Source organism: Bacillus sp. FSL H8-0492 (assembly GCF_038006145.1).
Taxonomy (GTDB): domain Bacteria; phylum Bacillota; class Bacilli; order Bacillales; family Bacillaceae_G; genus Bacillus_A; species Bacillus_A mycoides.
On record NZ_JBBOUP010000001.1, the window covers coordinates 2,089,511 to 2,116,244 of the forward strand.

The window sequence follows — 26,734 nt, forward strand, 5'->3', positions numbered from 1 at the left end:
TTTGAAATATCATTTATAATTTAATACGATATATAATATACTGATTAGTACATAAAAACGTGATTTATAATTTAGAAAACAGGTGAAAAAAGAGGAGGGGTTAAATGGCTCGACTACGTGAATTTGATAAAGAAAAAGCTTTGGATGCTGCTATGCAACTTTTTTGGGAGAAAGGATACGCTGCTACTTCATTAAGTGATCTAACTGCTAAAATGGAAATACAAAGACCGAGTTTATATGCAGCATTTGGTGATAAAGAAGGGCTATTTGAAGCTGCATTACGGAGATACACGAATTTACACGCAGCTAGCATTCGAACAAAACTTCAAAAAGAACAATCTGTAAAAGAGGCCATTCGTATATTTTTTGAAAATATGGTGGAAGAGGAATATAAAAAAGAATCAAATAAAGGCTGTTTTTGTATTAACACAATGGTTGAGATTGCCCCTCATAATGAAAAATTTGAAGTGCTGACTAGAGAACATCAAATGTATCTTTCAGTTATATTTCAAGAATTAATTACTAAAGGAATTCAGTCTGGAGAACTGCAAAGTGATGTGAATGCTAAAGCATTGGCACAAACGCTAGTTACTTCATTAATTGGATTAACGGTGTTAATGAAATCTCGCCCAGAACGTTCAGTTGTAGATAATTCGGTATGTATCATATTATCGTTACTAAAATAAATGTAACAGAATTGTATTTCAATCAACTATGTCGATTATAGACACTTTTATTTATAAGCTTTTAACTTTAAGCACTGAATTGTCTACGAAGGCAACAAGTGCTTTTTATTTTCGTGTAAATATGAGCAGGTGAATCATAATGGTTGTCTGCAATATATGAAGATTGTTGGAGACATTTGTAATTAGGAATCGGATAAGAGAGGAATGAAAACACTATATAAGCCCCTTCCAAGCCCTTCATAAGCACCTACCAAGTAATAAATCACTAAGAAAAGAAAAAACAAAACAAAAACAACTACAAGAACAAAAAAGCGCGAAAAAATAAAACCGGCGTTGTAGTAGTTAAAAAAATTTGGAATTCAAATGCAAAAAACAAAGCCCTCATTCCTATATGTATATTGAAGGATTGAATTCTGCCTTTTTATGAATAAAAGGAGGAGGTAAATATATGGCGGTGTACCGTAATGTGCAGGTGAACTTTTGGCAAGATGAATTCATATTAGATTTAACGCCAGAGGAGCGTTATTTTTACATATATTTGTTAACTGGTACGAAAACGAAGCAATGTGGTATTTACATATTACCGAAGCGTTTGGCAGAGCTTGAAACTGGTTACAGTATGGAGACTGTTGAGAAGTTATTGAACCGGTTTGTGGAATACGGGAAGATTTTATATGATGCGGAAACGAAAGAGTTATTCATTATAAATTGGTTACACTATAATCCTATTTTTAATACGAACATAGAGAAATGTGTATTACGTGAGCTGAAAATGGTGAAAAGTAAAGAGTTCCTACATAAGTTTTTGCGTAAATGTCTTGAAGAAGAATGCAAGATTCCGTTATTACTTCAGTATTTTGGTATGCCAGAGGAAGAGATTGATAGTAATTCACAACAAGTAATTATTCAAGAGAAGGAAGAGGTAGAAAGAGTAGAGGATGCCACTCCGCATAGTGAAGTTTATAAATTTTACGAACAAAACATTAGTAGTCTATCTCCATATATCGCGAAGGAATTAAAGGAATGGATGCAAAGAGTTTCAGGAGATAAAGTACTAGAGGCACTTAAAATTGCGTTTGAAAATAATAAGGGGACACTTGCTTATGTAAAGGGTATCTTGAGGAATTGGTGTAGCGAATATAGTGGAGAAAAGTGTGTAATGGGAAGTTTAGAGAGAAGGAGAAGTGTTTTGAGTAGTGTTTTTTAATTTACATAAATTTAATGCAGAATATACGTTCGTATACGGTGGGTTGTATGCTATACTACAATTAAATAAGGGTATTTTTATAATAGATAAAAAGATGCGGGGGAACAAAGTTTGACTACTAATACATCTCAGTTGTTTCAATATATTCATATGACAGAAGAACAGGAACAATTATCATCACGTTATTTAGAAACGAGAGAAGAAGAGATTTTAAATAATATTCAACTAACGACAATTAGAGATCAAAAAAGAGGCGATTTTGCCGAGCGATTTATAAATGATTTTAGAAAAGTATATAAACAAGATCCGGATTTCTTTCGGTTATTTTATTATTTGCTAGGGGAGCAATTGTTAAATGTTCTTATAATAAGGTTTAAATATGTGAATTTTTCTAATATGAAGGTTTATTTAGAAAAAAGTGAACTTCCTTTGGAGAAACTTGTAGCAAGTGCATGCAAATATTTATCCAATATTTCAAGTTATGTGGATGAAGCGTATGTTTTTCTTAGAGAATTAATAAGCGAGAATCCGAACTATATAGAAGAGCAGTTGTCAGCTTTATCAATAAAGCAGCAATTATCGCTACTTCTTGTAATGTTTGAAGTAGATTATGAGAGATTCCGTACATATAGCTCTTTATTGGACGAGAGATTAGAAGAACATGCTGAATTTATATTGAATTTGAATTTGAATTTGAATGGAGAAAAGGAAAAGGTTGAAGCTGTTGAACGGTATATAAAGGGTGAAAGTGATAGGGAATTATTTGTAGGTGGGGCTTTACCAGAATATATTTGGCGGCTATTATTTAGTATTCATAAGTATTCAAATGTTGCGAGGCGATATGTTGAAATATTAGCGAAGAGAAATGTTTGGGGTTTTATGAACCATGCTACGCGTTACATGTGTCAAGCTCTCGGTCAGCTTCAAAACTACAAAAGAACAGGTAGTGTAAATAAGAAAACATATGATGAAATTCAAAGTTTTTGTAAACAGTTTTGGATTTCTGAGGAAAGATTTTTTGCGCACCGTCTGAGGCAACATGATTTAAATAATGAAGAATTTTGTAAGACGTATGAATATGAATTGCTATGCTTCATGGCGAAAGAAAATCCTGAATTTGTTCAACGTACTTTGCATTATTTAAGTAAAATTAATTATCTCATCATCGCACGAATGTTAGCTGAAAAAGGACATGAGCTAAATAGAGGGAAAATACGAGAAGAATTTTTTGTGGCTGCTTTGCAAATTAAATTGTCTACAGTGCGGGATACATATCGTGATTATTTAATAGGGAAAGTGTCATTTGAGGATATGAAGCAAATACTTAAAAATCCTAAGTATAGAAGTATGTATTGGGGGATGCCAGTATTAGAGGTTGCACTCCTTTGGGATGTAGATGATGTAGCGAAGAGGGAAGCTGTACTTACACTGCAATTCGGAGATGAATATAACGTTAATTTATACGAACTTCTGTACGAATGTTCTGTCAGAGGGATAGAACCGAAACAAGTATTAGAAGATCTTCTTTCGTATGGATTAAGTCAGGAAAAGCTTATCACTTATGCAGTTGAACAAGCTGCATGCTACAGTGAAGAGAGAAACAAGGCGAAGGAAGCGCTTGTTCATGTCATTGTAAAAGAACAAGCATACATAATTGAACGATTTGATGAGTATTCTGCTGTGGCAAAAGCATATATTTTAGAAGAGTTAGCAAAGGATAACATGGTTAAAATGCGTCCAATTTTAATCAAAAGCTTAGGCGCTTCATCTAAAAAAATGCGTGAGTCTGTAGTTAAACTTCTTTCAAAAGATGTAGAAGCGGCAGAAGATGTAGCAGTTGAACTTAATAATAAAAAGAAAATTGTCCGTGAACATGTGATGGAAATACTTATAGATTATAAGATTGAAAAATATATGCAACTTGTACAGGAAGCTTTACAAGAAAAGAAGAACGCCTCTTTTATTGAGAAGTTTGCTCGGTTACTTGAAGTGGGGAGAAACTCAGAAAATATAGAAGAACTTTGTAGTCGTATAGTAACGGAACAAAAAAGAAATGCACTTCTGCAATTGATTGGGGACGAACCACAAATCCGTCTTCGTCATTCAAATGAAATAGCAGACGCAACAGTTCCGTTAGCTTATATACAGCAGTATATTTCAGATTCTGTTATTGAGAAGAAAGAGGCAGCTGAAGTAATTGGTAGTACTTTAAATGAACAAGACTTGAAAGAGTATGTACAAGTAATATATCAAATATGGATTTCTCAAGATGCAGATGTGAAGAAACGGGGAATCCTTTCATTATATGGAATGTTTAGTGATGACAAAATGGTAGGCATACTTAAAAAGAAAATTGATGAATGGGTCCTTCATATGAGAGGAAAGATTGCAGCGGATGCTGTTCGCGCTCTGGGGTTGTCCTCATCTAAGCTTGCACTTGTGTCTATTCATGCGATGGCATTTAAATATAAGCATAAGTTAGTGCGTAATGCGGCAAAAGAAGCACTAAGTCTTGCTGCGAAAACACGTGGTATAACGGAAGAAGAGCTGGAAGATCAATTGGTACCAAACCTTGGTTTCAATATACGTTGTGAAAAGAAGATTGATTTTGGAAATAGATTTTTTACTGCTATTTTAACTTCAGAGTCAAAAATTGAATTAGCGACAGAAGAAGGAAAACGTATGAAGTCACTTCCAAAGCCAAATGCAAAAGATGATGTAGAAAAAGCTGAAGAAGCTAAGAAAGAGTTAGCCGCTTTAAAGAAAGAGCTTCGAAGTGCTCTTTCCATGCAGAAACAACGTTTGGAAACTGCTCTATCACTAAAGCGCTATTGGTCATACGATACGTGGAAGCCGGTATTTATGGAAAATCCAATTATGAAGCAATTTGCCATTTCACTTGTTTGGGGTGAATATACGGAAGGAAAGTTGCTGAGAACGTTCCGTTATGCGGCGGGTGATATGTTTTATTCAATGATAGGAGAGCATCATGAGCTTTCACCTGGAACTGTTATTGGTTTAATTCATCCGTTAGAATTATCCGAGGTGGAAAAGGAAGTGTGGAAAGAGCAACTGACAAATTCCGGAATTGTTCAGCCATTCCTACAAATTGAACGTCCAGTGTTTGTAGTAGAGGAAAATGATGAGGTTGATGTTGAGAGATTTGGCGGTATTTTGTTAAATGGTCGCTCGTTATTCGGTAAGATGACGACACTTGGATGGACTCGCGGATCGGTTCAAGATGGCGGTGTTTATTATACGTTTTATAAAGAAGACACTAGAACTGGAGTAGGAGCGGAACTTTCATTTAGCGGAGCGCCAATTGGATATGAAGGTGAAGAAGATGTATGTGTATTTGAAATTCAATTTTATAAGGCAGGAAAAGTGAACCACGGTTCATATGAATACGACGAAATTGATGATGAGAGACGCATTGTACCAAAACAAGTAGATAAGCACTTCTTTAGTGAAATGTTATATGATGTGCAATTAGCGACCGATTCAAATCTTGGTCATAATGAAAGCTGGCGTAGCGGACGATAAGAAAAACCCCCTTCATTGATAGGAAAATGAAGGGGGTTTTTCAATTTTTCTAAAAGGTTCTTTCACAATAGAAGCGAATAGATTGAGAGAGGAGGGATTGTATGGAAGTCGTCATAAAAAAGAAACGAAATAGGGGAAAAAGAATTTTTATTTGGTCTAGTAGTATCGTTCTTTTTTTGTTTATTTGCGCTATGATTTTTTTGAACATATATACGCTTAGTTCTGTGCCAAAGATAGATGGAACGATAAAACTTGAGGATTTACAACATGCTGTTGCGGTGAAACGAGATAGTAAAGGTGTACCACATATTAAAGCGGAAAATGCGCATGATTTATATTTCTCGCAAGGGTATGTACAAGCGCAAGATCGTTTGTTTCAAATGGATTTAAGTAGAAGACAAGCTTCTGGTATGTTAAGTGAAGTTGTAGGGGAAGCAGCTGTTGATCGAGATAAATTGTTTCGAACGCTCGGTTTACGGCGAGCGGCAGAAGCATCTGTTAGTCAATATGATGGAGAAGCGAAATATGCCCTGCAGTCATTTGCTGATGGGGTGAATACTTTTATACGTGAGGCAAAAGAGGAAAAGAAATTGCCGGTTGAGTTTACTTTATTAGGCTATGAACCTGCTGAATGGTCAATCGTGGATTCTTTAACGATTGGAAAGTATATGGCGTTTGATTTAGGAGGACATTGGCACGGACAGGCATTTCGATATTGGACGCTGAAAAATTTACCGAAAGAGCAAGCAAATGAGCTATTTCCTACATATCCGAAAGATGTGCCTAGATTGCTAGCTGAATTGAAAAATACAAATGTGGACGTAGCACAAAGTTTTTCAAAGACAGTTATTCCACCAGAGTTTAACGGTAGTAATAACTGGGTTGTGAGTGGTGAAAAGAGTGTATCTGGTAAGCCGATTTTAGCGGATGATCCTCATTTATCTCTTGCGACACCTTCTATTTGGTATCAATCGCAACTTGAAATGAAAGATTTACATGTGAGTGGCGTTATTTTCGCAGGAGTACCAGGCGTTATATTAGGACACAATGACAAAATAGCATGGGGCGTTACGAATACAGGTCCCGATGTGCAAGATTTATATATTGAGAAGCGAAATCCTAATAATGAAAATGAATTTTTGTATAACGATAAATGGGAAAAGGCTACGGTTGTTAATGAATCTATTAAAGTAAAAGGCGGGAAAACAATTCCGTATAACGTTACGGTTACGAGGCATGGTCCAGTTATTTCAGAGTTTGCGGATAAAGGGAAAGAGAAAACGAAAACAGTATTCGCTTTGAAATGGACTGCTTTAGAGCCATCAGCTGAATTAAAGGCTGTATTAAATATGAATAAAGCGAAAGACTGGAATGAGTTTGAAACTGCTCTTCAAGATTTTCATACACCAACTCAAAACTTTGTGTTTGCATCAAATGACGGAACCATTGCTTATAAAGCGAACGGAAATATACCAGTGCGTAAAAAAGGCGATGGTAGTTTGCCTGTACCTGGATGGACAGATGAATATGAATGGGAAGGGTATATTCCGTTTAATCAGCTTCCGAAAGTAATAAATCCAAAACAAGGGTTTATTTCAACTGCGAATAATAAAATCGTTGATGACGCTTATCCGTACCATATTAGTAATACGTGGGCGCAGCCATATAGGCAAATGCGTATTCAAGAGTTTTTACAAGAGAAGGAAAAGTATACGGTGAAAGATTTAGAAGATTTACAGATGGATCAAAAAAATTTATATGGGAAAGAGTTTACTCCTATATTGTTAAAAGAGTTAAATAAAGCATCTTTAAATGAAGTAGAGAAAGAAGGCGTAAAACAATTAACAAAGTGGAATTTTTACGATAGTAAAGATGAAGCGGCACCATTAATATTCCATTTGTTAATGAAAGAGATTTCGAATACGCTATTTTCAAAAGAAATACCGAAAGATGTGATGGAGTTATTTGAAGGGAAGTCACAAGTAGTTGATGAATTGATTCGAAAAGAAGTAGCAGGAGAAAATAGCGCTTGGTTTACGAAGTACGGAGGCTTCACAGAAGTTGTACATACATCGTACGAGAATGTAATGAAGAAATTACAGAAGGAATATGGACCGAATGTTGCGGAGTGGAAGTGGGGCGATTACCATCAACTTGCTTTTACACATCCAATTTCGAGATCATCTAGTATATTAGCATTACTTGCATTTAATCGTGAGAAACCAGTTCCAATTGGCGGAAGCCAAGTTACCGTTCAAGCAGCGAGTTATGGAGATAACGGTATTGTAAATCATGGGGCTTCTTGGCGATTCGTTATTGATACGAAAGATATGTCAAACGGTTATCATATAGTGGGGCCGGGACAGTCAGGACATTTTAGAAGCGATTGGTATCATGATCAAATAGATGATTGGGTGAACGGTAAGTATCATACGACTACTTTAAATACAGATGGAATTGAAGGGGAAGTATTAACTTTACAGCCGAAGTGATAATATTTCCACTGATGAAAACTGTTAAATTAGAACATAACCAAGTTCTTAAATCATTTTAAAAGCCTACTATCAGTTAAATTGATAGTAGGCTTTTGTATTTTAGAGAATAAGATTCAATGATTTTATTATGACAAAACAGTAAGTGTTTTAACATTTACTTATACGATAACGGGCCTTATTTACTCTGTTACAAAAGAAACCACACAAAGCGTTCTTTTTCTTTGTTGCTCATTTTTATACACCGCATAACATTTTGTTATTCAATAATTCCAATTTCTAGAGCCTTTTGAACAGCTTCTTCTTTGTTACGGACTCCTAACTTTGTATAAGCTGTGGAAGCATAGTTTCTGACCGTACCATTCGATAAATATAACCTTGATGCTATGGTAGTGTATCGAAGTCCTTTTGCTACTAGCTGCAATATTTCTATCTCTCTAGCTGTTAGCTCATAAGCAGTTGCTTTTGATTGTGGTGTCTCTTTTTGCTCATCAAACTTCTCAAATATTTTGTGAGACATTCCCTGATCAATCAGTGTCCCACCTTTGTGAATAAGTCGGATCGTATTAGCTAGCTCCAACGTTTCAATAGATTTGAGTAAGAAACCATCCGCACCGTTGCGAAGCGATTCCAACGCCTGTTCGGTATCTTGAAAAGTTGTAAAAATCAATACGCGGATATGTGGCCATTGTTGCTTAATCTTTTTGGTTGCTTCGACTCCATCCATGTGCTGCATATCTAAATCCATAAGTATAACGTGGGGTTGAAGGCGCCCACACAAATCGATGGCTTGATTGCCATCCTCAGCCAAACCGACTACATTTAAATCTTCATATCTATCGAGTAGTGTCCTCAAACTTTCCCGAACAAATGGCTGGTCGTCTACAATTAACAAACGAATAAGTCCATCTTTTATTTCAGTTTGTCGCGGTATGGTACATGTAACAAGCATTCCTTCCTCTGGCTTTGTATATACAGACAATTGACCTTGCAAATTCATTGCCCGTTCTTTCATCGTATTCATACCGAAGCCTTCTTGCCATTCTATATTTCCTTTTCCATTATCTTGAACTTCTAACCTCGTATATTGTTGTTCAAACTGCAATGAAACTATAATTTCAGTCCCCTGGCCATGACGTACTGCATTCGTAAGGGACTCTTGTAAGCAACGAATGAATGCGATCTTCGCTTGCCGAGATAGTTGATATTCCTCTCCGAATGTCCTAAAACTTACATTTACCTGAGCGTGCTCCTGAAATTCGGCTCCAAGATTTTGTAGAGATTGAATCAAGGAAGGGGATTGACACGGAGAATCCATTTGATGTAGGTAACCTCTCACGTCCTCAATACTTTTACGTCCCATTTCAAGCAGAGAATCTAGCCTCTGTATACCCATCTCAGTAGCAAGTTCGGTACGCAACGTTTCCATCCCCATAATAATAGAAGTATAAGCGTGACCAACTGTATCATGAAGCTCGCTCGACAGCCTGTTCCGTTCTTCTGCCAGTGTAATGCGTTCAATCTGAGACATATATTGCTCAAGTACTGCGTTTTGTTTACGAATTGCTTCATTTTGCTTATGATTGACGATTAATAAATGAAAGGCGAATCCCATTACATAAGCGAATCCATAATAGGTGACCATAACCCAATAGCTATTACTTGGCGCAACCGCATAGAAAATTCCAGTTGTTATAAAAACTGTTGTTGGAGCTGTCCAATAATAGGACAAATGCTTACTATTTGCTGCGATAAGAAATACCGATATAAGAAAGATATTGTAAGCTTCTGGAAATAAAGAGGTTAAGAATATACATAGTCCACCATATAGCAATATTTCTGTGAATAAGTAATATTTATAATTGAATAGTAAGGCTACCCATGGAATAGAGAAGGCAATAATTTCCCAAATAATAATAATCCAAAGTGGTAATGTTAAACCATCCTGGAAATTTAATGTTGCTAGGAGGGTAGACACACTAACAAGTAGACGGATTCCTAACATAATCCAATCATACCAAAACCAATATTTAACCATATCAAACAATTTATTTACCCCCTAAGTAGCCTTCTTTCTCATTTCCTATATTATAGAATAATCCTTCTTACATTGTTATATTTTTAAGTTTAAACTGCCTACTATTCGTAGACTACAAACTTCTATCGATTTAGTTGCTGAATCATACTGCGTGTATAACCTCCAAATTTTTTCGTTAAACCATCTACTATTTTAATACTTATGGCGGTAAACACTATACCGATAGACATTACAAGGAGTGACTTGGGAAAAGTATCTATCTGTATGAAAATAATATTCATATCGATGTATCGATACAATAGTGGTGCTAACAGGAACATCAGTGGCATTACATAAAAAATGATTGCACTAATGAGACTGAAAATGCCAATCACAAATTTCTGCATTAACCAAAAGACAGCAGACCAGGTGTGGCGATCCGTAAGTCCTAATTTTACTTGCGCCCAGTCCGATGTATCCGTCGTTACACTTCTATCGTAAGATTCTGTCGAAATATCAGTATAAATTTTCGTTTGTATGCGCTCGAATTGGATAAAGGGTGTGGTAGTTTGTAGTACGCGTATAACTAATGGAATCCCAACTACCGTAAATGAAAGGGTGAAACTGAATAGCAGAGCTATTAGATAAAAACAAAAATAAAACAAACCTGTAATGAAAGTTAGTAATAAAAAATAACCATTCTGGATGAATCTTGATTTCATAAAGCTCATCGCTCCTATCTATGTAATAAACGAATTATATTGCTTTTTTTGTCATTCTCACTAGTGTAAAAGTGTCATATGACATCTCTAAATGATGCTAAAAAGGGGAGAGTAACCTACTTCTGGTTAAAAAAGATGCTTATATTAATCTCCATAAAACAATCCCGTTCTTGCAGATGCAAGAACGGGATTGTTTTGTACTTTTATTTAATATGAGATGGACTTGTTTTTCGAATGTGAAAAATAATATCAAATTGCTCAAGCAATGATTTATCAAAGTATGCCGATTCGTTTGGGAATATTTGTCCTCCTATACTTAGTAATGGTCTTTTTGTTTTAACCCATTTCTCTGCTTGTCCTTTAAGGTGACGGTTATCCAATAAAAACATGTTATATGGTACTTTTCCGAGGGTATAGTTAAAACTATTTACATTTTGTGGAATCGTACCCGTTGTAATCTTACCTCCAGTAGAAGGATCATATTCGCTGTATAAGGTGAAATTCCCCTCCGTAGTTGTACTACCAATTGTGACATAATTATTGTCTAAACGTTCCTTCAAAAATTGCCCCGCAACATAAGGGTATAATTTCTCATCGATAATTCCTTTAGCAATATGAATATTGTGTCCCCATACCATCGTTTTCCCACCCAATGTCTCTTGTGCCCACATTGCATGATCGGCCAAGTATTGCTCGTGTAGCTTTATTACATTTGGGTAGTCATTAGAAAGCAGCATTGTGGTAAATTTCTCTATTGCACTTGCCGTTGCTTTCGCCCAGATGTACTCGGGTGAAACTATTTCTGTGTTGGCTTGCTCATTCTCATCTTTCAGTAATCGGGCTACTCTCTCAGCGTTTGCTTTGAACTTCTCTTTCATTTCAGGAGCAAGTTTCATATATTCCTGTATACTTCCAGTAAAAGACGGCAATTCTTTATAATTTTCTTCTACTTCTGCCAGCAAATCTGGTCGATGCAGCCTTACATAATCAATTACTTTATTAAAGCTACCTTGGTCCAACTCCTTTAAGTCGAGCCCAATAAATTGGATCTTTTTTTTATTGGATGGATCAGCATTATAATCTTTCATCCACTCAATCATGGCTATAATTTCATCAGTAGGATATAACAATTTTAAAAATTCCCTAGGGTTTCCTTTTCCTGTTTGGATATATTCATTTAGCTTTAAGCCGTTTCCCCAATCTTCTTCCATTGCGAAATTCGTAAAACCCATCTCAGTAACCAAATATTTCACAAGTCGAAACTTCATAGTGAAAATTTCAGAGCTTCCATGAGTATTCTCTCCTAATCCTACATATTGTGCACTCCCAATCATTTTCTTAAGTGGTTTTAAATCCTCAAATGATTTTGACGGTTCTATCGTTTTTAATGGGTAAGCCTGTGATTGTATTGATTTAACTATATTTTTTTGGATTGATTGACCTGAATTTTCGACTGCTACTGTTTGAGCGTTTCCTACTTCTCCACATCCTGTGACTAATAAAGCTGTACTAACCATTGCAATTATTCTTTTCTTATTCATTTTTTTCCACCTCAATTGAATTGTTTTAAAAGCGAGATTGATTCATGTACTTGCACGAATCAATTGCCTTAATTCAATTGTTATCTATCCCATATCATATTTTCTAGTTACATATTGTCATAAGGTTAATTGACACAGGTCATAGACTAATCATTACACTTTTGTACTATCGGCTATGACAACTTATAAATAATAATTACATTGATGAGTCGCAAGTAAGACTAGATTATAAATTTGGGAGGGATTTTAAAGATGAATTAATCTGTATGCCAAAAAATTTTTATTCTAAGTTGTGTCTGTGGAAATGACAAGAAGTAAATTCGATAAACAAGTGAATTAAAGGGGAAGGGCGGATTACAATGATATTACACGCAAAATCGTTCCACAATAAAGATAAAATCCAACGTGCTAAAATAGGACTGCAACTCTTTCTGAGTATCTTAATCATTACTTCTATTATCCTAAATGTAGTAGTAATAATTACTAAAAGTATGCCGCTTATTGTGGTATATATGTTTATCCCAGCATTTTCTTCTATTTTGACTCGCATAATACTGAAAGAAGGGTTTAAAGATGTATCTTTTAGTCTCGGTAACTTAAAGATATGGAAGGGGATTGGTTTTGCTCTGCTAATACCTATGATTATTTGTGGAATTACTTATTCTATCGCCTGGTTGAGCGGGATTGCGGGGTTTCAGCATCCCGAAGGTGGTATGTTAGAACCAATCTACAATATACTTGGGCTTCAGTATCTAACGGCACCATTCAGTTTCATTTATCTAGTAGTATTGAGCGGCATTTTAGGGAGTTTGCTTAACTTAATCCCAGTTTTGGGAGAAGAAATGGGTTGGCGAGGTTATATGCTCACAAGGCTAGTCGATGCAGAGTTTTCACGGCCCATCCTTATTAGTGGATTGATTTGGGCAACGTGGCATGTTCCAATTGTTATTGCTGGTCTATATGTAGAGGGAACATCTGTCCTTCTTTCAGTACTTGGCATCTATTTTTGTATTGTGCCATTCAGTTATATTACAGCTTATTTACGACTTATCACAGGTAGCGTTTGGCCTTCGGTTATCATCCATACTACTTGGAATGCCATTATTCAAGGACCTTTCGCACGTGCAAGTACAGGATATCAAACTGAGATTTGGATTGGAGAATCTGGCTTGATAACTGCTCTTATTATCTTGATTACTGCAATAATTACGTCTCGAATAGTGAATGTTACTAAATAGCATACGGATGTGTTTTAAATTCAATTAGTGAAATATGACAAGGCGAAATAAGATGCTCCTAGAAATATTAGAAAAATATAGTTAACCCATGTATAAATATCATAATTAATCACATGTTATATGCAAATATAATGGAGGTGCAATTATGAATATTCAAAGACATGAAAGTAATACAAATGAAATTCTTATTTCTGCAGCTGCAAGTGCTATTGAGCAGATGAAGTACGAGATTGCTCGTGAATTAGGAGTCACATTAGGACCGGATACATCAGCACGTGCAAATGGTTCTGTCGGTGGAGAAATTAAAAAACGCTTAGTTCGAATGGCAGAGGAACAATTAACAGGACAATATAGGTTACAGTAAGTTAAGGTGATAAATAAAAGAATCCATATATATATATGGATTCTTTTCAGACTGTGGAGAAAATCTTCTCCACAGTCTGTTTTTGTGTAAAAAGAGGAGTAAGGATTTCTGGAAGAAATACAACGGATACTGAATTAAAGCATTGATTCAATCCTTCTGATTTCATCGGTACTCCAGTTGAAGATTTTTACCATAAGTATAGCATTTTTTTATTTTGAGGATATAATTTTAACTTCGCTTGACGAGCATGTGGCGTCACCCTATTATGTTTTTCTTACGACCATCAATCGAATACCAAAAATTATATTATTAATAAACGAAATATATTTTTCGGAAATTTGTTGTTTTTATTAGTTATCTATTCGAATATATAATTGTATTAAATAGATAAATTATTGACAAAGAGAGGGGTCTATAAAATGAATTTCATTGCAAAATTAATAAACCACTTATTTTATAATACTATCAGTATAAAAACGTGATGTCTTTTATAACAACGAGGGTTATTTAAGGGGGCAGTTCATTTTTCTAATGAGGAATTGGAGCTGTATTTATGATGGGATATACTTTCACTTTTAGGAACGGATATTTTCAAATGATAACCATTAATGAAATAATGATATGTTATAATTTTTATAATATATATGCAAAGAAGGGATGGAATGAGCACACAAATAAAGGTAACACCGGAACAATTAGAACAAGCTGCTAAAACCGTAAGAAATACGAGATCATCATTAGAATATATACATAAAGATTTATACTCTCAAATTGAATATATAGCTTCTCAGTGGAGCGGAGCAAGCAGTGATCGTTTCTATCAGATGTTTAATGAAGCAAAACCAATGATGTTTAACATTTTGCAAGAATTAGATAAAATCGCAGTAGAATTAGAACGTGCAGCTGTTAAATTCCGAGAAGCGGATGAATCGTATGACGGAAATTTAGTTGACTCTGATATTCAAGAAGGAGCCATGTGTGGAAAACTCCCTCCAAAATCAGAAGAGTCATTTTTCAATAAAAAGGATTTAAATGCTGCGTAGACTGGTATTTCTACTGGTTTTGTAGATGGTGTTGTAGATGCATGGAAAGGATTCGTAGCTTTAGGAGATAAAGAAACTTGGTTAAATATGCGAGATGCGATTGTAAACTATAGAGAGACTATTCCTGCTGCATGGAACACTGTATCAGATACATTTATGAATAATTTTTGGAATGGAGATCTGGAAAGCAGAGAACATTATGCAGCTTACGCAGTCACTACGCTACTCACAGGCTTTGTTGGTAGCAAAGGTCTAGATAAAGTAGGACAAGCCGGAAAGGTAGCTGCTATTACAGGGATTAGCAAAGGGAAATCACTTGTAATTAATTCTCCTGCTTACAGAAATGCATTGCACATTTTAAATAACTATGAATTTAAAGCCGGTAATCATCTTTCATATGCAGGTGTCGGCAGTACACAACAATATTTACAGAAAGCAGCTACGTATACTTATGAGGGTGCGAATGGACCAAAAACGATTCGTTTACGGAAAGGAGACTTAGCAGGAGATAGGCACCCTGTTACAGGTATTCCGTATGATGCTGAAGGATTTCCTATTTTTGAATCAAAAGGCGAGATAATGTTAAAAGAGGCAGATTTCAAAAAGTCTAGAACAACACAGTCTAGAAAGTGTAGTAAGGCATTATATGAACAAATAATGGAAAATCCTGAATTAGCTTTAAAATTTACGGATGAAGAAATTCAATTATTTAAAATAGGAAAAACTCCCGAGCATTATACATGGCATCATCATCAAGACACTGGAAGGATGCAACTTGTAGATTATCAGACTCATCATGATACTGGTCATACAGGTGGATATAAAATTTGGGGAAAAGATAGCGATAAATAGGGAGGTACTTAGCCATGAGTCACATTACATGGATTAATGTAAATGAAAAAAGAGTAACAGATGACCAAATTAAAAAATTAGAACAATACTTAAATATTAAACTTCCTAATGATTTTATTGATTGTGTACAAAAATATGATGGTGGATATCCAACGCCAGATACATTTAACATTCCAAATCAAGATGAAAATTCACTTAATAATCTTTTAACCTTAGATTCTGATAGAAAATATTCAATTCTAGAAACATATAATAGTACGAAAGATAGATTACCTGACAAAATATATCCTTTTGCTAGAGATCCATTCGGCAATCTTCTATGCTTTGATTATCGAAACAACACTGATTCACCAATAATCGTATTCTGGGAGCATGAGGAAGAAAACATAGAGGAAGCAATATATCCTGTTTGCTCAACATTTACAGAATTGCTTGCTAGTCTACGTGATTTCGAAGAAGAAGATTGAGGGAACTAAAAAAACGTCCTAGAATTCTAGGACGTTTTTTTATGATTTACTAATTTTCTAACCATCATCCGCTTTCTCAAGTTTAATTACGATTACTTTTTTGGATTACCTTTATATTACAGCATCAACAGTTACTGTAGCTGAACGAGCTTTGAACAAGATTACTGGAGATACGGAAACAACATGGATCCAAGAAAATCAATATCTGTGAAAAGAAGGGAGGTTAACTTCCCTTCTTTCAAGTGTTCGTTAAATTCCGATTTAATGAACACTTGAATAATATACGTATCTCTCTCCCTTCTTTATTTTTTAACTAAAAGAATTAATTATAGCTATAATATTCATGAAGTAATTATTACTTTGTACACAGTTAAGAATTTATTTGTATGATGGTGTGATTTTTGAAAAAAGAACAAAGGAATTCTTAACTGCAAAGGTAAATAATGAAGTAAATAAAAGTAATACAAACAAAAAGCGAATATAGATAAAAATTTATTTATACAAAAAAACAGATGTGGTTAGGTTATCAAAAAATATTCAATAACTTCCATTGTGAAAAGATAGAAAAGGAGCGGAAATACGCTCCTTTTTTATTTATCTTACTATTTTTAGGAGGTTAATATGAATAAGGTATTGATAAAAGGTGAATAGCATTTTTATTGATGAAATTTCATTAAATATTCTTATGGAATATATGTGAAAAATTGTATAGAATAAGCAAGGATGCCAAAAAATATAGGGGGAAACTTGTGAAGAAAAGTAAGAGTTTAGTAAGTATTTTAGGAGTGTGTATCATGTTGTTTTCTTTTTGTTTCCAGGGAAATATAAAGGCGGATGTAAATACTGTTCAATCTGGAAAAATAAAATCAGGAAACGTAACGGTATGGGAAGTAGGCAATGTAGCGAAAGTGTTAGCAGATGTAGAGCGCTTGAATTTAAATACGGTGAATGTACCTATTCAAGTAGATATTTCGGATGTGAATTCGGCTAATATGGTAATTAATCAGGCGCAAAAGAAACAAGCTATTATTTTAATTCAAGAATTATTAAAGCGTAATATACAAGTTATATTGGAGCCGTTTCCGTTTATTCAGCAAGGAAATATTGGAGAAACAGAGTGGAACCCTAGTAATATTAACGATTTCTTCTGGAATTGGAAAACGGTTGTTTTACAAGATATTTTTAATTCCATTACAAGTAAGTATAATATTTATGGGCTGAAAATCGCTTCTAATTTCGTGAATATGGAATATGCAGAAGGATACTGGAGCGATACAATTGATTTTGTTCGTAAACAGTATAAAGGAAATGTTTTGTATCAAATGAATTGGTGGTTAACTGCAAGCTTTGATCCTTCTTTTGAGGCGAAATTTAAAGAGAAAATAAATCGTCCGTATTTAAAAAAGGTGGACATTGTAAGTATTGATAGTTGGTTTGAAGTTTCAGGAAAAAGAAATCCATCATACGAAGAAGTAAAACAAAGCTTATTTGCGACGACAGTATACAATCGTGGCCAAAATGTCATTCAGCAACTTGAGACATTACATAAAACAACTGGAAAGCCAGTTTATTTTGGTGGATTTAATGTGCCAGCACGTGAACTTGGACTACAAAGCCCGTGGAACCCAGATGTTACGAATGTGTTTTTGAAAGATGTACAACTTAACGGGTGGCGTGCTTACCGAGATGTATTAGAAGCGAAGCCATATTTTAAAGGTTTTTCAATTTGGTTTATCGGATCTAATGATAGTAATCATTCATATCAAATACATAGTAAAGAAGCAGAGACAGTTATTAATGGCTGGTATCGAAAATAAATTTTATAAAATAGGTAAGTTTTAGAATCTATTACATATATTTTAGTGAAAGGCCTTTCACCATCTTATCACCTAGGGGGCAATCATAATGAAATTTTTGTCATACCTTACAGTAATTTTGGTGATTCTTGGCGGTTTGAATTGGTTGTTTGTGGCGTTAGATTATAATGTAGTTGAGAAATGGTTTGGTTCTATGCCGGCGCTTGTGGATACTATTTATTGGCTCTTTGGTCTTTCAGCTATTTATCAAATTTTCGATCGGTTCTTTACGAGTAAGTAGCTATTATACTTAATTACTAGAGTGTTAAGTACGATTATGTACTTAACACTTTTTTGTATGTTTATAAAAAGCAGGGTGCACATGCAAGCGATTCCATTGCGTCTTGCACCGTAATAACGGAAAACAAATTGACCGTGTATTGTATATAGGTTATAATTCAGAAAGTTTAAAAAATAATAAAAATGAGAAATAGGGAGGTTATCTGGGTGATGGAGAGAGTGTATAATTTTTCAGCAGGACCATCTATACTCCCTTTGCCAGTTTTAGAGAAAGTGCAAAAGGAGCTTGTAAATTATAACGGGACAGGCATGTCTGTTATGGAAATGAGCCATAGATCTTCTTATTTCCAAAGTATTATTGATGAAGCAAGTAGCTTACTTCGTGAATTAATGAACATTCCTGATGAGTATGAAGTTTTATTTTTACAGGGCGGTGCGTCATTACAATTTTCTATGATACCGTTAAATTTAATGAGTACGTATAAAAAAGCTGGGTACGTACTGACAGGTTCATGGTCTAAAAAGGCGCTGCAAGAAGCCGGAAAAGTAGGAGAAGTACAAGTGATTGCTTCTTCTGAAAAAGAGAAGTTTACTACAATTCCTAAAATGGATGATTTACCAAATGATGAAGAACTAGATTATGTACATATTACAACGAACAATACAATTGAGGGGACAAAATATGTGGATATTCCACATTTAGAGAGAGTGCCGCTCGTTGCGGATATGTCCTCAAATATTTTATCAGAACAATATGATGTTACGAAGTTTGGTCTCATATATGCGGGTGCGCAAAAGAATTTAGGGCCAGCGGGTTTAACGATTGTAATTATAAAAAGAGATTTAATTGGCAGTGCAAATAGTGCTTGTCCTACGATGTTAAACTATGAAACTTACAGTAAAAATAACTCCCTATATAATACACCGCCAACCTTTAGTATTTATGTAGCAAAACTTGTACTAGAGTGGTTGAAAGAACAAGGCGGGGTATCTGCGATTGAAGAACAAAATAGAATGAAATCTTCACTTCTTTACAATTTTTTAGATGAATCTAAATTGTTTACTTCACCAGTTGATCCCACGTATCGGTCACTTATGAATATTCCGTTTACAACACCGTCAGAGGAGCTTAACAATCAGTTTTTACAAAAATCGAAAGAGCGCGGTTTCGTTACGCTAAAGGGACATCGTTCAGTCGGCGGTATGCGCGCTAGTGTTTACAATGCGATGCCAACCCAAGGTGTACAAGAATTAGTAGACTATATGAAGGAATTTGAGCTTGAAAATAGATAGGGAGATGGGGATATGTTTCGTGTTCAGACGTTAAATCAAATTGCCGAAAAGGGTTTGCAAATTTTTGATGGGAATCGCTATGAAATTGGAGACAAAGTAGGTCATCCAGATGGTATTTTACTTCGAAGCTATTCTTTACATGAAGAAGAGTTTTCAGAAGATTTAAAGGCAATTGCAAGAGCTGGTGCCGGTGTAAATAATATTCCTGTTGAGCGTTGTACGGAAAAAGGGATTGTAGTATTTAATACGCCAGGGGCTAATGCGAATGCAGTGAAGGAACTTATTATCGCAAGCCTTATTATGTCTTCCCGTAATATTATAAACGGAGTGAGCTGGACGAAAGAGTTGGATGGAGAAGAAGTACCACAGCTTGTTGAAGCTGGGAAGAAGCAATTCGTTGGGTCAGAAATTGCAGGGAAACGTTTAGGTGTTATCGGTCTTGGCGCAATCGGTGCTTTAGTTGCGAACGATGCGTTAGCTTTAGGGATGGACGTTGTCGGATACGATCCGTATATATCTGTTGAAACAGCATGGCGTCTTTCTACGCAAGTACAAAGAGCGTTTAGCTTAGATGAAATTTTTGCAACTTGTGATTATATTACACTGCATATTCCACTTACGAATCAAACGAAGGGGATTGTTGGTGAACACGCTATAGAGACGATGAAAAAAGGAATGCGTCTATTCAATTTCTCAAGAGGAGAACTTGTAGATGAAAATGCTCTTCAAAAAGCGTTAGAAGAAGATATTATTACACATTACGTAACAGATTTCCCGAATGAAAATGTTATAAAGATGAAAAATGTAACAGCAACGCCTCACCTCGGTGCATCTACGTCTGAATCTGAAGAAAATTGTGCAGTAATGGCTGCACGTCAATTACGTGAATATTTAGAGACAGGTAATATTCGTAATTCAGTAAACTATCCAAACGTAGAGCTTCCGTACATTGGAAAAAAACGAATTACAATTATGCATCAAAACGTTCCGAACATGGTAGGACAAATTACAGGATGCTTAGCAGAACATCATATTAATATTGCGGATATGATTAATCGTAGTAAACATTCTTGGGCGTACACAATGATTGATATTGATAACGGAATTGATGATATAATGAAAGAGAATATTGTGGAAAATATAAGTAAAATCACAGGTGTTGTAGCTGTTCGAATGATTGTGTAAAGGAGAGAGAAACTTGGCAAAAATCCGACCGTTTCGGGCCATCCGTCCAGTAGAAGAAAAAGCAGTGCAAGTGGCCGCTTTACCTTACGATGTATTAAATAGTGAAGAAGCAAGAGAAGTTGTAAAAGGGAATCCATATTCTTTCTTACACGTTGATAAAGCCGAAATTGATTTAGATCCAGCACTTTCACCGTACGATGATCGCGTATATGAAAAAGCGGGTGAAAATTTAAAGCAATTTATACAAGAAGAAGTGTTCGTTCAAGATGAGGAGCCAGCGCTTTACATTTATGAACTGACGATGCAAGGAAGAACACAGTCAGGCCTTGTCGTTTGTACATCGATTGACGAGTATGAAGATGATACAATTAAAAAACATGAAAGAACGCGTCATGAAAAAGAACTTGATCGTATTCGCCACGTAGATGTGTGTGACGCAAATACGGGGCCAATCTTTTTAACGTATCGTACAAAAGAAGAGGTGAAACGTTTCATTGCAAGCTGGAAAGAAGAACATGCGCCAATCTATAAATTTACAGCAGAAGATGGTGTTAGGCATGTTGCGTGGAAGATTGCAGATGAAGAAGTAATTGCAAATTTAGTAAACGCATTTGAAGATATTCCTAGTCTTTACATTGCAGATGGACATCACCGCTCTGCATCAGCTGCAAAAGTAGGGCTAATGCGAAGAGAACAATATCCGAATTACACAGGAGAAGAGGAATTCAATTTCTTCCTATCTGTTTTATTCCCTCATGATGAATTATCAATTTGGGACTATAACCGGGTTGTGAAAGATTTAAATGGTTTATCAGTCGAGCAGTTTTTAAAGCAAATTACGCAGTACTTCTATGTAGAAGAAGCAAATGGTTCTCCGTATAAACCAAATGAACCAAAATCATTTGGCATGTATGTAAACGAGAAGTGGTATAAGCTCACTGTGAAAGAGGAAACGTTTGATGCGAATGATCTCGTTAAAGGTTTAGATGTATCTATTCTGCAAGATCATTTATTAAGCCAAGTACTTGAAATACATGATCCACGATCTGATTCACGCATTGATTTTGTCGGAGGAATCCGCGGATTAGAAGAATTAGAACGCCTTGTAAATAGCGGTGAATATAAAGCAGCGTTTTCATTATATCCGACATCAATGGAAGCTTTATTAGCAATCGCAGACGCAGGGGAAGTTATGCCGCCAAAATCAACGTGGTTTGAACCGAAACTGCGCAGTGGGTTGTTTGTTCATTCGTTAAAGTAAATATAGACTTCTACAGTTTGGAAAAACCGAAATGATTTTTAATTTCGGTTTTTCTTATTTTAAAAGTGTTTTTGAGGAGGGGTATCGATGAAATTACAAGTAGGCGAAAAAATCACCTTTGAGCGAACTTTTACAAAAGAAGATGTTGTTTTATTTACAGAAGTATCTAAAGATGAAGGTGTTCATCATGTTACACCAGATGAGCAGGGGAGATTTGTTGTACAAGGGCTGTTAACATCAACGCTGCCTACAAAAATTGGCGGTGACTATAACGTACTAGCTCGCAAGATGGATTTTGAATTTTTACGTCCTGTTTTTAGCGGTGATACAATTCGTTGTGACGTAACTATTGAACAGTTTGAACCCGATGAAAAACATCGTACAAAAATTATTGCGATGTTTATATGTAGGAACCAACTTGAAAAAGAAGTTATGAAGGGGAGTTTTTCGGGAATTATTCTTTAGTAAGTAGGAAAAGTAATGAATAGGTGGGGGCCATGTCTCTCGGGCTTAGATTTTAATTCCCCCCATAATTAAAATTTTACACATTGCTGAATACTGATAATAAGACGTTATGTAATATACTCTGTTCTTTTCTTAACTAATAGAAGAATAGTTGAATAAGCTCGTCAACAAAAAAAGGACATTCCTAGTATTACAAGAAATGTCCTTTCCACTAAATTATAGGGTATTTTGCTGAAATTCAAACTCTAAAATCAGTTTACTAGTTTGACCTGTAAACTGATAAGTATAGGACCCCCTCAGATTTTCTAAGTTACCAGTAGCTTTAATAATTGTTCCTGGGGAATCTAGATTTCCTTTATCAAATATTCCTTGCTCTATAGCTGTAAATGTCCCTTGTTGCCCCTTATAAATTCCTTCAAAGTGTAAAAACCCAGAAATTTTAGCAGTAGCCAAGTGACCATCATTTATATTTGAGTCTAAATAATATAATAAGTATTCAACAAAAGCTTTTCCTTTTAATTCACCATCAATATCATATTCAACATGGGCAATATTAATAGGGAAATCTTTTCTAGTATCATCGATTAGTTTTTCATCCCATTTACTTACTGTAAATGTTACTTCCATAAACGTAATCTCCCTCCAATTATATACTTTTAAAAAGTATCAATTCACAGTCATATCTCATAGGAGTGATTTTATTTATTGGGGTCCTTTCATGTCGCTATCAAGCTAACCAAAATAAAATACTCTCTAAAATGAAAAAACACGCTATTTTTTCTGTAGGATCAGGAAAATGGCTATACTTATTTAAAGTTTTCCTTTATTCCACGCCATTCTCTAAAATAGAGAAAGACCCATTTTCACAATCAATTTCTGCCATCGCACCGTAAGGTAAAATAAACTTCGGCTCGGTATGGCCAAAATTTAAATTATAAAGAATCGGCAAATCTTCTAAGTTATGTTCTTTCATAACTTTCAGTATTTCGTGTTTATATTCTTCATAATACATTTCGTCTTTTGGTTTACCAAAAATGATGCCTTTTGCTTTTTGCAGAATGCCTTGCGCTGCGTAATTTCGTAACCAATACTTTATATAACTTGGTTCTGGATGATCTTCAGAGGTTTCAAAGAAAAGGATACTATTCGCCCAATGTTTTTTCTCAGGCCAAAGTTCCGTTCCTTTTGCAAATTCCAATACTTCTATACAGCCACCAATTAAGCGTCCTTGTACGGTAGTAGAGCCTTGAAGTAGTTCATAGCCATTGTTTTGTTGCATCGTACGCCTTGTATCTTTATTTACCTCTATCCATTCTAAACGCTCACTTGTCCATTCAGGAGCGGGTTGAATCTCGCCAATATTCTCATTTGAAAAGAGAGTCCGATTTACCATTTCAACTGTATATGGATCCATCTCTACATTTTCGGCAAAATCAGTTAAAATGGCTGGACCGTAAAAAGAGGAAATTCCTGCTTTATGACAAAACAAGTGTGAAACGGTAACGTCAGAGTACCCCATAAAAATTTTCGGATTTTCGCGTATAACATTAAAATCTATATAAGGAAGTAAACGGATGCTATCTTCTCCACCGATATTCGTAATAATTCCTTTAATACGAGTATCTTTAAATGCTGTCATTAAATCTTCCGCACGAGCCTCAGGGTTGTTGTAAAGGTATTCGCTACCTTTTAAACTATTTGGCATTGGAACAACCGTAAGACCGAAAACTTCTTCTAATCTCTTTACCCCTTGTTCATAACGCCATCTTATCTCAGAATCGCCTGCGCCTCCCCATGAAGGACTTACTAGTGCCACAATATCTCCTGCCTGTAATCTCTTTGGTTTCTTTAACATATTAACTCCGCTCCTACATAATGTAATGGACTACGATTATACAAACTGTAGCATTGAAAAAATATGATGCATCACATTAGTTTCTTCATCATCAATCCGTTTACCTGCTGGTATTCAAGAATTCAGTCTTAGTGTTGAATTGTATTTGAGAATTACAGTATGCAACATTGCATGAGAAAGAGGGTTGCTATTTTCTGCAATCTGTAACTGTAATGATTATAAGTTGGTCGTATTCAATCCGAAAAATAAAATCATCATGAATGGAGAGGTTACAGCTTTTCCTGAACAAGAAAGCTATCGCCTTTAGGCACTTGGGATGAAAGTGAGATTGGATGCGGAGTGTCACTAAAAATCGCAACGTTCGTGGTACTTTAAGTGTCTGAGGTATAGGTAGTTTCTTCGGTTTTTTTGTTGGGATTTTTAGGGGAGTATTCTTTAATTATTAGATAGAGGGGTAAAATAAAAATACACCTAATTACTAGGTGTATTTTTTAGACTTGAAAACCACATATGTATTGGGAATTTCTCTCGGGTAGAGTGTATCACAATAGAAATCATGTATATACATAATATTCGTTACATCAAATGGTTTCCTTGTAAATATATGAAAATGGTAAACAAAATAGATTTCAAGTTGGGTAACTTAAATACCTGTACCATGTTCAGAATTAGCAGGAGCGCCGCCAGTATGGCCATGAGATTCAACTTTTGGAGCAGGGAAATGTGCATGCCCTTCTTGTTTAGGAGCCCCACCAGTGTCACCGATGTTTAATGCAGGAGCGCCGCCAGTATGGCCCTCAGAAAAAGAAGGAGCTGGTGGAGACGGGAAGTGAGTATGTCCAGCTTGATTTGTGAAACCTGCGTTTAAGCCAAATGCAGCAATACCCGTAAATACAATACCTACAGCGATTTTACCAATTGTTTTTTTCATTTCTTTAACCCTCTTTCATTTGATTTTTTTGCTATTGTACTATTAAAGAAGTATAAACTTGCTTCTTCATGTTGTTGTTTGTTATAAAACGCAAGAGCTAGTTTTTCAAGATACTCAGAAACATAGATATATAAAGATTCTTTATTGAAGTATTCAATTCCTTCTAAAACAATCGGTTCAATTTTGTTTAATTCAGTTTGATTCGTGAAAGCTTCTAATATAGCAAAGTGATGTTTGTGCTCTTCATTACCAAGTTCAGAAATAAGTTGTTTCCCTATTTTAATGTAGTGGTTTGCTTTGTCGATAAGTCCTAATTTTTCATGTTCTTGTGCAAGTAAGAATATAGCTTTGTAGTGAGATGGGATTTTTTCAACAACTTGTGTCAAGTGACGGATCGCTTCTTCAGAAAGATTCTGGCTAGCATATAGATGACCTAGATTACCGCGCACATACAGTTGTAATGATTCTTCATTTAATTTTTGGAGAATATCTAACGCTTTGTTATAGCTTTCCTCAGCTTGTTCAAAATGTCCTACGTCTACATAAGAAGCACCAAGTACACTTAAACAGGATGAAATATTTCTTTCACATCCGTGTTGCGTTTCAAAAAATTCTAATGCTTTAGAAGCATTTACAATCGCAAAACTTGGTTGTTGTTGGTGACAATGATAAGCAGCGTATCGGTAATAGAAATCAGCTTGTTCAATTTGACTGTGTCCGGATAAAAGTGCCTGTGCTTTTAAGAAATATTCTTCTGCTTCTTGATAATGATTAATTGCTGCAAAATGAACCGCTTTATAATAATGATATAGATAAGATAAATGTTTATCTTCTGGTTTTTCTTGGTCTTCTATGATTTGAAAACTATCTTTCGTGATTGATAGTCCATCTGTCAGAGCTGTATGTCGGAACTGGAGTAATGCGTAATATAAGTAATAAAGTGGAAATGTTTCTGTTTCTTTCAAAAGCATTTCTTCATGTTCTTTTTTAGCTTCTTGAAACTGAATTTGTGCTTCCTTAACATTTTGCGTTAAGATTGCATGGTACCAAGCTTCTAAATGTTTTGTTGTATACGTATGTCCCTTTAATGAAATGTTCATATTAGCCCCCTTGTATATTTTTCTATATAATTGTAACTATAAGGGTAACTCAATAAAAAGTAATTATATGGAATTCTCTCTTGATAAATAATATTCTGAATTTTTAAATCTTGTAAAACCTGTCAATCCTTGTGTTTTTATAGTGTTGTCCATGTTTTTTTGGGGAAAGGGATCACAATTGACTATAGAATCTTAATAAAATGATGTCACATGCACAGTACTAAAATAAAAGTTGAGAAAGTATGCATGAGGTGTCAATAGGATGAAAAAATATCCCCCTAGCTACATAGTTAGGGGGTTTGTGTTAAATAGTTTCACCGTGAGCTTCTATTTTCGGAGCAGGAAGATCCCCATGTCCCTCTAATTTCGGGGCAGG

Annotated in this window: 20 protein-coding genes and 1 pseudogene; 14 read left to right on the forward strand and 7 right to left on the reverse strand. The window is 35.2% G+C overall.

The window, feature by feature from the left end:
• Positions 1–104: 104 nt before the first annotated feature.
• The 4 genes from MHH66_RS10665 to MHH66_RS10680 all read left to right on the forward strand — a co-directional run bounded on the left by MHH66_RS10665 (position 105) and on the right by MHH66_RS10680 (position 7,928).
• Entirely contained in the window at positions 105–686 is a 582-nt protein-coding gene (locus MHH66_RS10665; RefSeq protein WP_002190148.1) for a TetR/AcrR family transcriptional regulator, read from the forward strand.
• Between the two features lie 448 nt (positions 687–1,134).
• A complete protein-coding gene (locus MHH66_RS10670) occupies positions 1,135–1,893 on the forward strand; it encodes a DnaD domain-containing protein (RefSeq protein ID WP_078185769.1) in 759 nt (252 codons plus the stop codon).
• A gap of 111 nt (positions 1,894–2,004) precedes the next feature.
• Complete coding sequence (locus tag MHH66_RS10675; RefSeq protein WP_078185768.1) at positions 2,005–5,436, forward strand: DUF4132 domain-containing protein; 3,432 nt, start codon at positions 2,005–2,007, stop codon at positions 5,434–5,436.
• Positions 5,437–5,537: 101 nt separating this feature from the next.
• Complete coding sequence (locus MHH66_RS10680; RefSeq protein ID WP_078185767.1) at positions 5,538–7,928, forward strand: penicillin acylase family protein; 2,391 nt, start codon at positions 5,538–5,540, stop codon at positions 7,926–7,928.
• A gap of 259 nt (positions 7,929–8,187) precedes the next feature.
• Here MHH66_RS10680 and MHH66_RS10685 read toward each other — a convergent pair whose 3' ends face one another.
• The 3 genes from MHH66_RS10685 to MHH66_RS10695 form a co-directional block, all read right to left on the reverse strand.
• Positions 8,188–9,975 carry a helix-turn-helix transcriptional regulator gene (locus MHH66_RS10685; RefSeq protein WP_078185766.1) on the reverse strand — a complete coding sequence of 596 codons (1,788 nt, stop codon included), beginning with the start codon at positions 9,973–9,975 and terminating at the stop codon, positions 8,188–8,190.
• Between the two features lie 113 nt (positions 9,976–10,088).
• Positions 10,089–10,667 carry a sensor domain-containing protein gene (locus MHH66_RS10690; RefSeq protein ID WP_002084562.1) on the reverse strand — a complete coding sequence of 193 codons (579 nt, stop codon included), beginning with the start codon at positions 10,665–10,667 and terminating at the stop codon, positions 10,089–10,091.
• 203 nt (positions 10,668–10,870) lie between these two features.
• Positions 10,871–12,208 carry an erythromycin esterase family protein gene (locus tag MHH66_RS10695; protein ID WP_078185765.1) on the reverse strand — a complete coding sequence of 446 codons (1,338 nt, stop codon included), beginning with the start codon at positions 12,206–12,208 and terminating at the stop codon, positions 10,871–10,873.
• A gap of 359 nt (positions 12,209–12,567) precedes the next feature.
• On the opposite strand from MHH66_RS10695, the gene MHH66_RS10700 reads away from it, so the two are divergent.
• The 10 genes and pseudogenes from MHH66_RS10700 to MHH66_RS10745 all read left to right on the forward strand — a co-directional run bounded on the left by MHH66_RS10700 (position 12,568) and on the right by MHH66_RS10745 (position 22,472).
• The gene (locus tag MHH66_RS10700; protein WP_063218270.1) at positions 12,568–13,446 is read left to right on the forward strand and encodes a CPBP family intramembrane glutamic endopeptidase; all 879 of its coding nucleotides are present in this window, start codon (positions 12,568–12,570) and stop codon (positions 13,444–13,446) included.
• A gap of 145 nt (positions 13,447–13,591) precedes the next feature.
• On the forward strand, positions 13,592–13,810 hold the full coding sequence (locus tag MHH66_RS10705) for an alpha/beta-type small acid-soluble spore protein (protein ID WP_078185764.1): 219 nt from the start codon (positions 13,592–13,594) through the stop codon (positions 13,808–13,810).
• A 662-nt stretch (positions 13,811–14,472) separates the two neighbouring features.
• Positions 14,473–15,705, forward strand: a pseudogene (locus MHH66_RS10710) (WXG100 family type VII secretion target).
• Between the two features lie 14 nt (positions 15,706–15,719).
• Positions 15,720–16,172: an SMI1/KNR4 family protein gene (locus MHH66_RS10715; RefSeq protein WP_078185763.1), complete on the forward strand. Its 453-nt coding sequence runs from the start codon at positions 15,720–15,722 to the stop codon at positions 16,170–16,172.
• 749 nt (positions 16,173–16,921) lie between these two features.
• Positions 16,922–17,989: a glycoside hydrolase family 113 gene (locus MHH66_RS10720; RefSeq protein WP_078185762.1), complete on the forward strand. Its 1,068-nt coding sequence runs from the start codon at positions 16,922–16,924 to the stop codon at positions 17,987–17,989.
• 88 nt (positions 17,990–18,077) lie between these two features.
• Positions 18,078–18,269 carry a DUF378 domain-containing protein gene (locus MHH66_RS10725; protein WP_002084566.1) on the forward strand — a complete coding sequence of 64 codons (192 nt, stop codon included), beginning with the start codon at positions 18,078–18,080 and terminating at the stop codon, positions 18,267–18,269.
• A 209-nt stretch (positions 18,270–18,478) separates the two neighbouring features.
• Complete coding sequence (gene serC / locus MHH66_RS10730) at positions 18,479–19,561, forward strand: 3-phosphoserine/phosphohydroxythreonine transaminase (protein ID WP_002084568.1); 1,083 nt, start codon at positions 18,479–18,481, stop codon at positions 19,559–19,561.
• Between the two features lie 12 nt (positions 19,562–19,573).
• Complete coding sequence (locus MHH66_RS10735; protein ID WP_063218026.1) at positions 19,574–20,746, forward strand: 3-phosphoglycerate dehydrogenase family protein; 1,173 nt, start codon at positions 19,574–19,576, stop codon at positions 20,744–20,746.
• A 13-nt stretch (positions 20,747–20,759) separates the two neighbouring features.
• Positions 20,760–22,007, forward strand: coding sequence for a DUF1015 domain-containing protein (locus MHH66_RS10740; RefSeq protein ID WP_078185761.1), 1,248 nt, complete (start codon positions 20,760–20,762; stop codon positions 22,005–22,007).
• A gap of 87 nt (positions 22,008–22,094) precedes the next feature.
• On the forward strand, positions 22,095–22,472 hold the full coding sequence (locus tag MHH66_RS10745; protein WP_002033079.1) for an enoyl-CoA hydratase: 378 nt from the start codon (positions 22,095–22,097) through the stop codon (positions 22,470–22,472).
• Positions 22,473–22,688: 216 nt separating this feature from the next.
• Here the strand turns inward: MHH66_RS10745 and MHH66_RS10750 are convergent, their stop codons facing one another.
• The 4 genes from MHH66_RS10750 to MHH66_RS10765 all read right to left on the reverse strand — a co-directional run bounded on the left by MHH66_RS10750 (position 22,689) and on the right by MHH66_RS10765 (position 26,358).
• Positions 22,689–23,099, reverse strand: a complete 411-nt coding sequence (locus MHH66_RS10750; protein ID WP_003190343.1) for a DUF3224 domain-containing protein — start codon at positions 23,097–23,099, stop codon at positions 22,689–22,691.
• A gap of 196 nt (positions 23,100–23,295) precedes the next feature.
• Positions 23,296–24,327 carry a S66 family peptidase gene (locus MHH66_RS10755; protein WP_063218024.1) on the reverse strand — a complete coding sequence of 344 codons (1,032 nt, stop codon included), beginning with the start codon at positions 24,325–24,327 and terminating at the stop codon, positions 23,296–23,298.
• 643 nt (positions 24,328–24,970) lie between these two features.
• Positions 24,971–25,258 (reverse strand): hypothetical protein, encoded by a 288-nt coding sequence (locus MHH66_RS10760; RefSeq protein ID WP_063218023.1) that lies wholly within the window; start codon positions 25,256–25,258, stop codon positions 24,971–24,973.
• A complete protein-coding gene (locus MHH66_RS10765) occupies positions 25,255–26,358 on the reverse strand; it encodes a tetratricopeptide repeat protein (RefSeq protein ID WP_003190346.1) in 1,104 nt (367 codons plus the stop codon). The genes MHH66_RS10760 and MHH66_RS10765 overlap by 4 nt, the downstream gene beginning before the upstream one ends.
• Positions 26,359–26,734 lie beyond the last annotated feature (376 nt).

Excerpts from the sequence above, each read along its gene's own strand:
- MHH66_RS10665 (WP_002190148.1), top strand. The coding sequence starts at position 105 with ATGGCTCGACTACGTGAATTTGATAAAGAAAAAGCTTTGGATGCTGCT.
- MHH66_RS10670 (WP_078185769.1), top strand. The coding sequence starts at position 1,135 with ATGGCGGTGTACCGTAATGTGCAGGTGAACTTTTGGCAAGATGAATTC.
- MHH66_RS10680 (WP_078185767.1), top strand. The coding sequence starts at position 5,538 with ATGGAAGTCGTCATAAAAAAGAAACGAAATAGGGGAAAAAGAATTTTT.
- MHH66_RS10690 (WP_002084562.1), bottom strand. The coding sequence starts at position 10,667 with ATGAAATCAAGATTCATCCAGAATGGTTATTTTTTATTACTAACTTTC.
- MHH66_RS10695 (WP_078185765.1), bottom strand. The coding sequence starts at position 12,208 with ATGAATAAGAAAAGAATAATTGCAATGGTTAGTACAGCTTTATTAGTC.
- MHH66_RS10700 (WP_063218270.1), top strand. The coding sequence starts at position 12,568 with ATGATATTACACGCAAAATCGTTCCACAATAAAGATAAAATCCAACGT.
- MHH66_RS10705 (WP_078185764.1), top strand. The coding sequence starts at position 13,592 with ATGAATATTCAAAGACATGAAAGTAATACAAATGAAATTCTTATTTCT.
- MHH66_RS10715 (WP_078185763.1), top strand. The coding sequence starts at position 15,720 with ATGAGTCACATTACATGGATTAATGTAAATGAAAAAAGAGTAACAGAT.
- MHH66_RS10725 (WP_002084566.1), top strand. The coding sequence starts at position 18,078 with ATGAAATTTTTGTCATACCTTACAGTAATTTTGGTGATTCTTGGCGGT.
- serC (WP_002084568.1), top strand. The coding sequence starts at position 18,479 with ATGGAGAGAGTGTATAATTTTTCAGCAGGACCATCTATACTCCCTTTG.
- MHH66_RS10735 (WP_063218026.1), top strand. The coding sequence starts at position 19,574 with ATGTTTCGTGTTCAGACGTTAAATCAAATTGCCGAAAAGGGTTTGCAA.
- MHH66_RS10745 (WP_002033079.1), top strand. The coding sequence starts at position 22,095 with ATGAAATTACAAGTAGGCGAAAAAATCACCTTTGAGCGAACTTTTACA.
- MHH66_RS10750 (WP_003190343.1), bottom strand. The coding sequence starts at position 23,099 with ATGGAAGTAACATTTACAGTAAGTAAATGGGATGAAAAACTAATCGAT.
- MHH66_RS10755 (WP_063218024.1), bottom strand. The coding sequence starts at position 24,327 with ATGTTAAAGAAACCAAAGAGATTACAGGCAGGAGATATTGTGGCACTA.
- MHH66_RS10760 (WP_063218023.1), bottom strand. The coding sequence starts at position 25,258 with ATGAAAAAAACAATTGGTAAAATCGCTGTAGGTATTGTATTTACGGGT.
- MHH66_RS10765 (WP_003190346.1), bottom strand. The coding sequence starts at position 26,358 with ATGAACATTTCATTAAAGGGACATACGTATACAACAAAACATTTAGAA.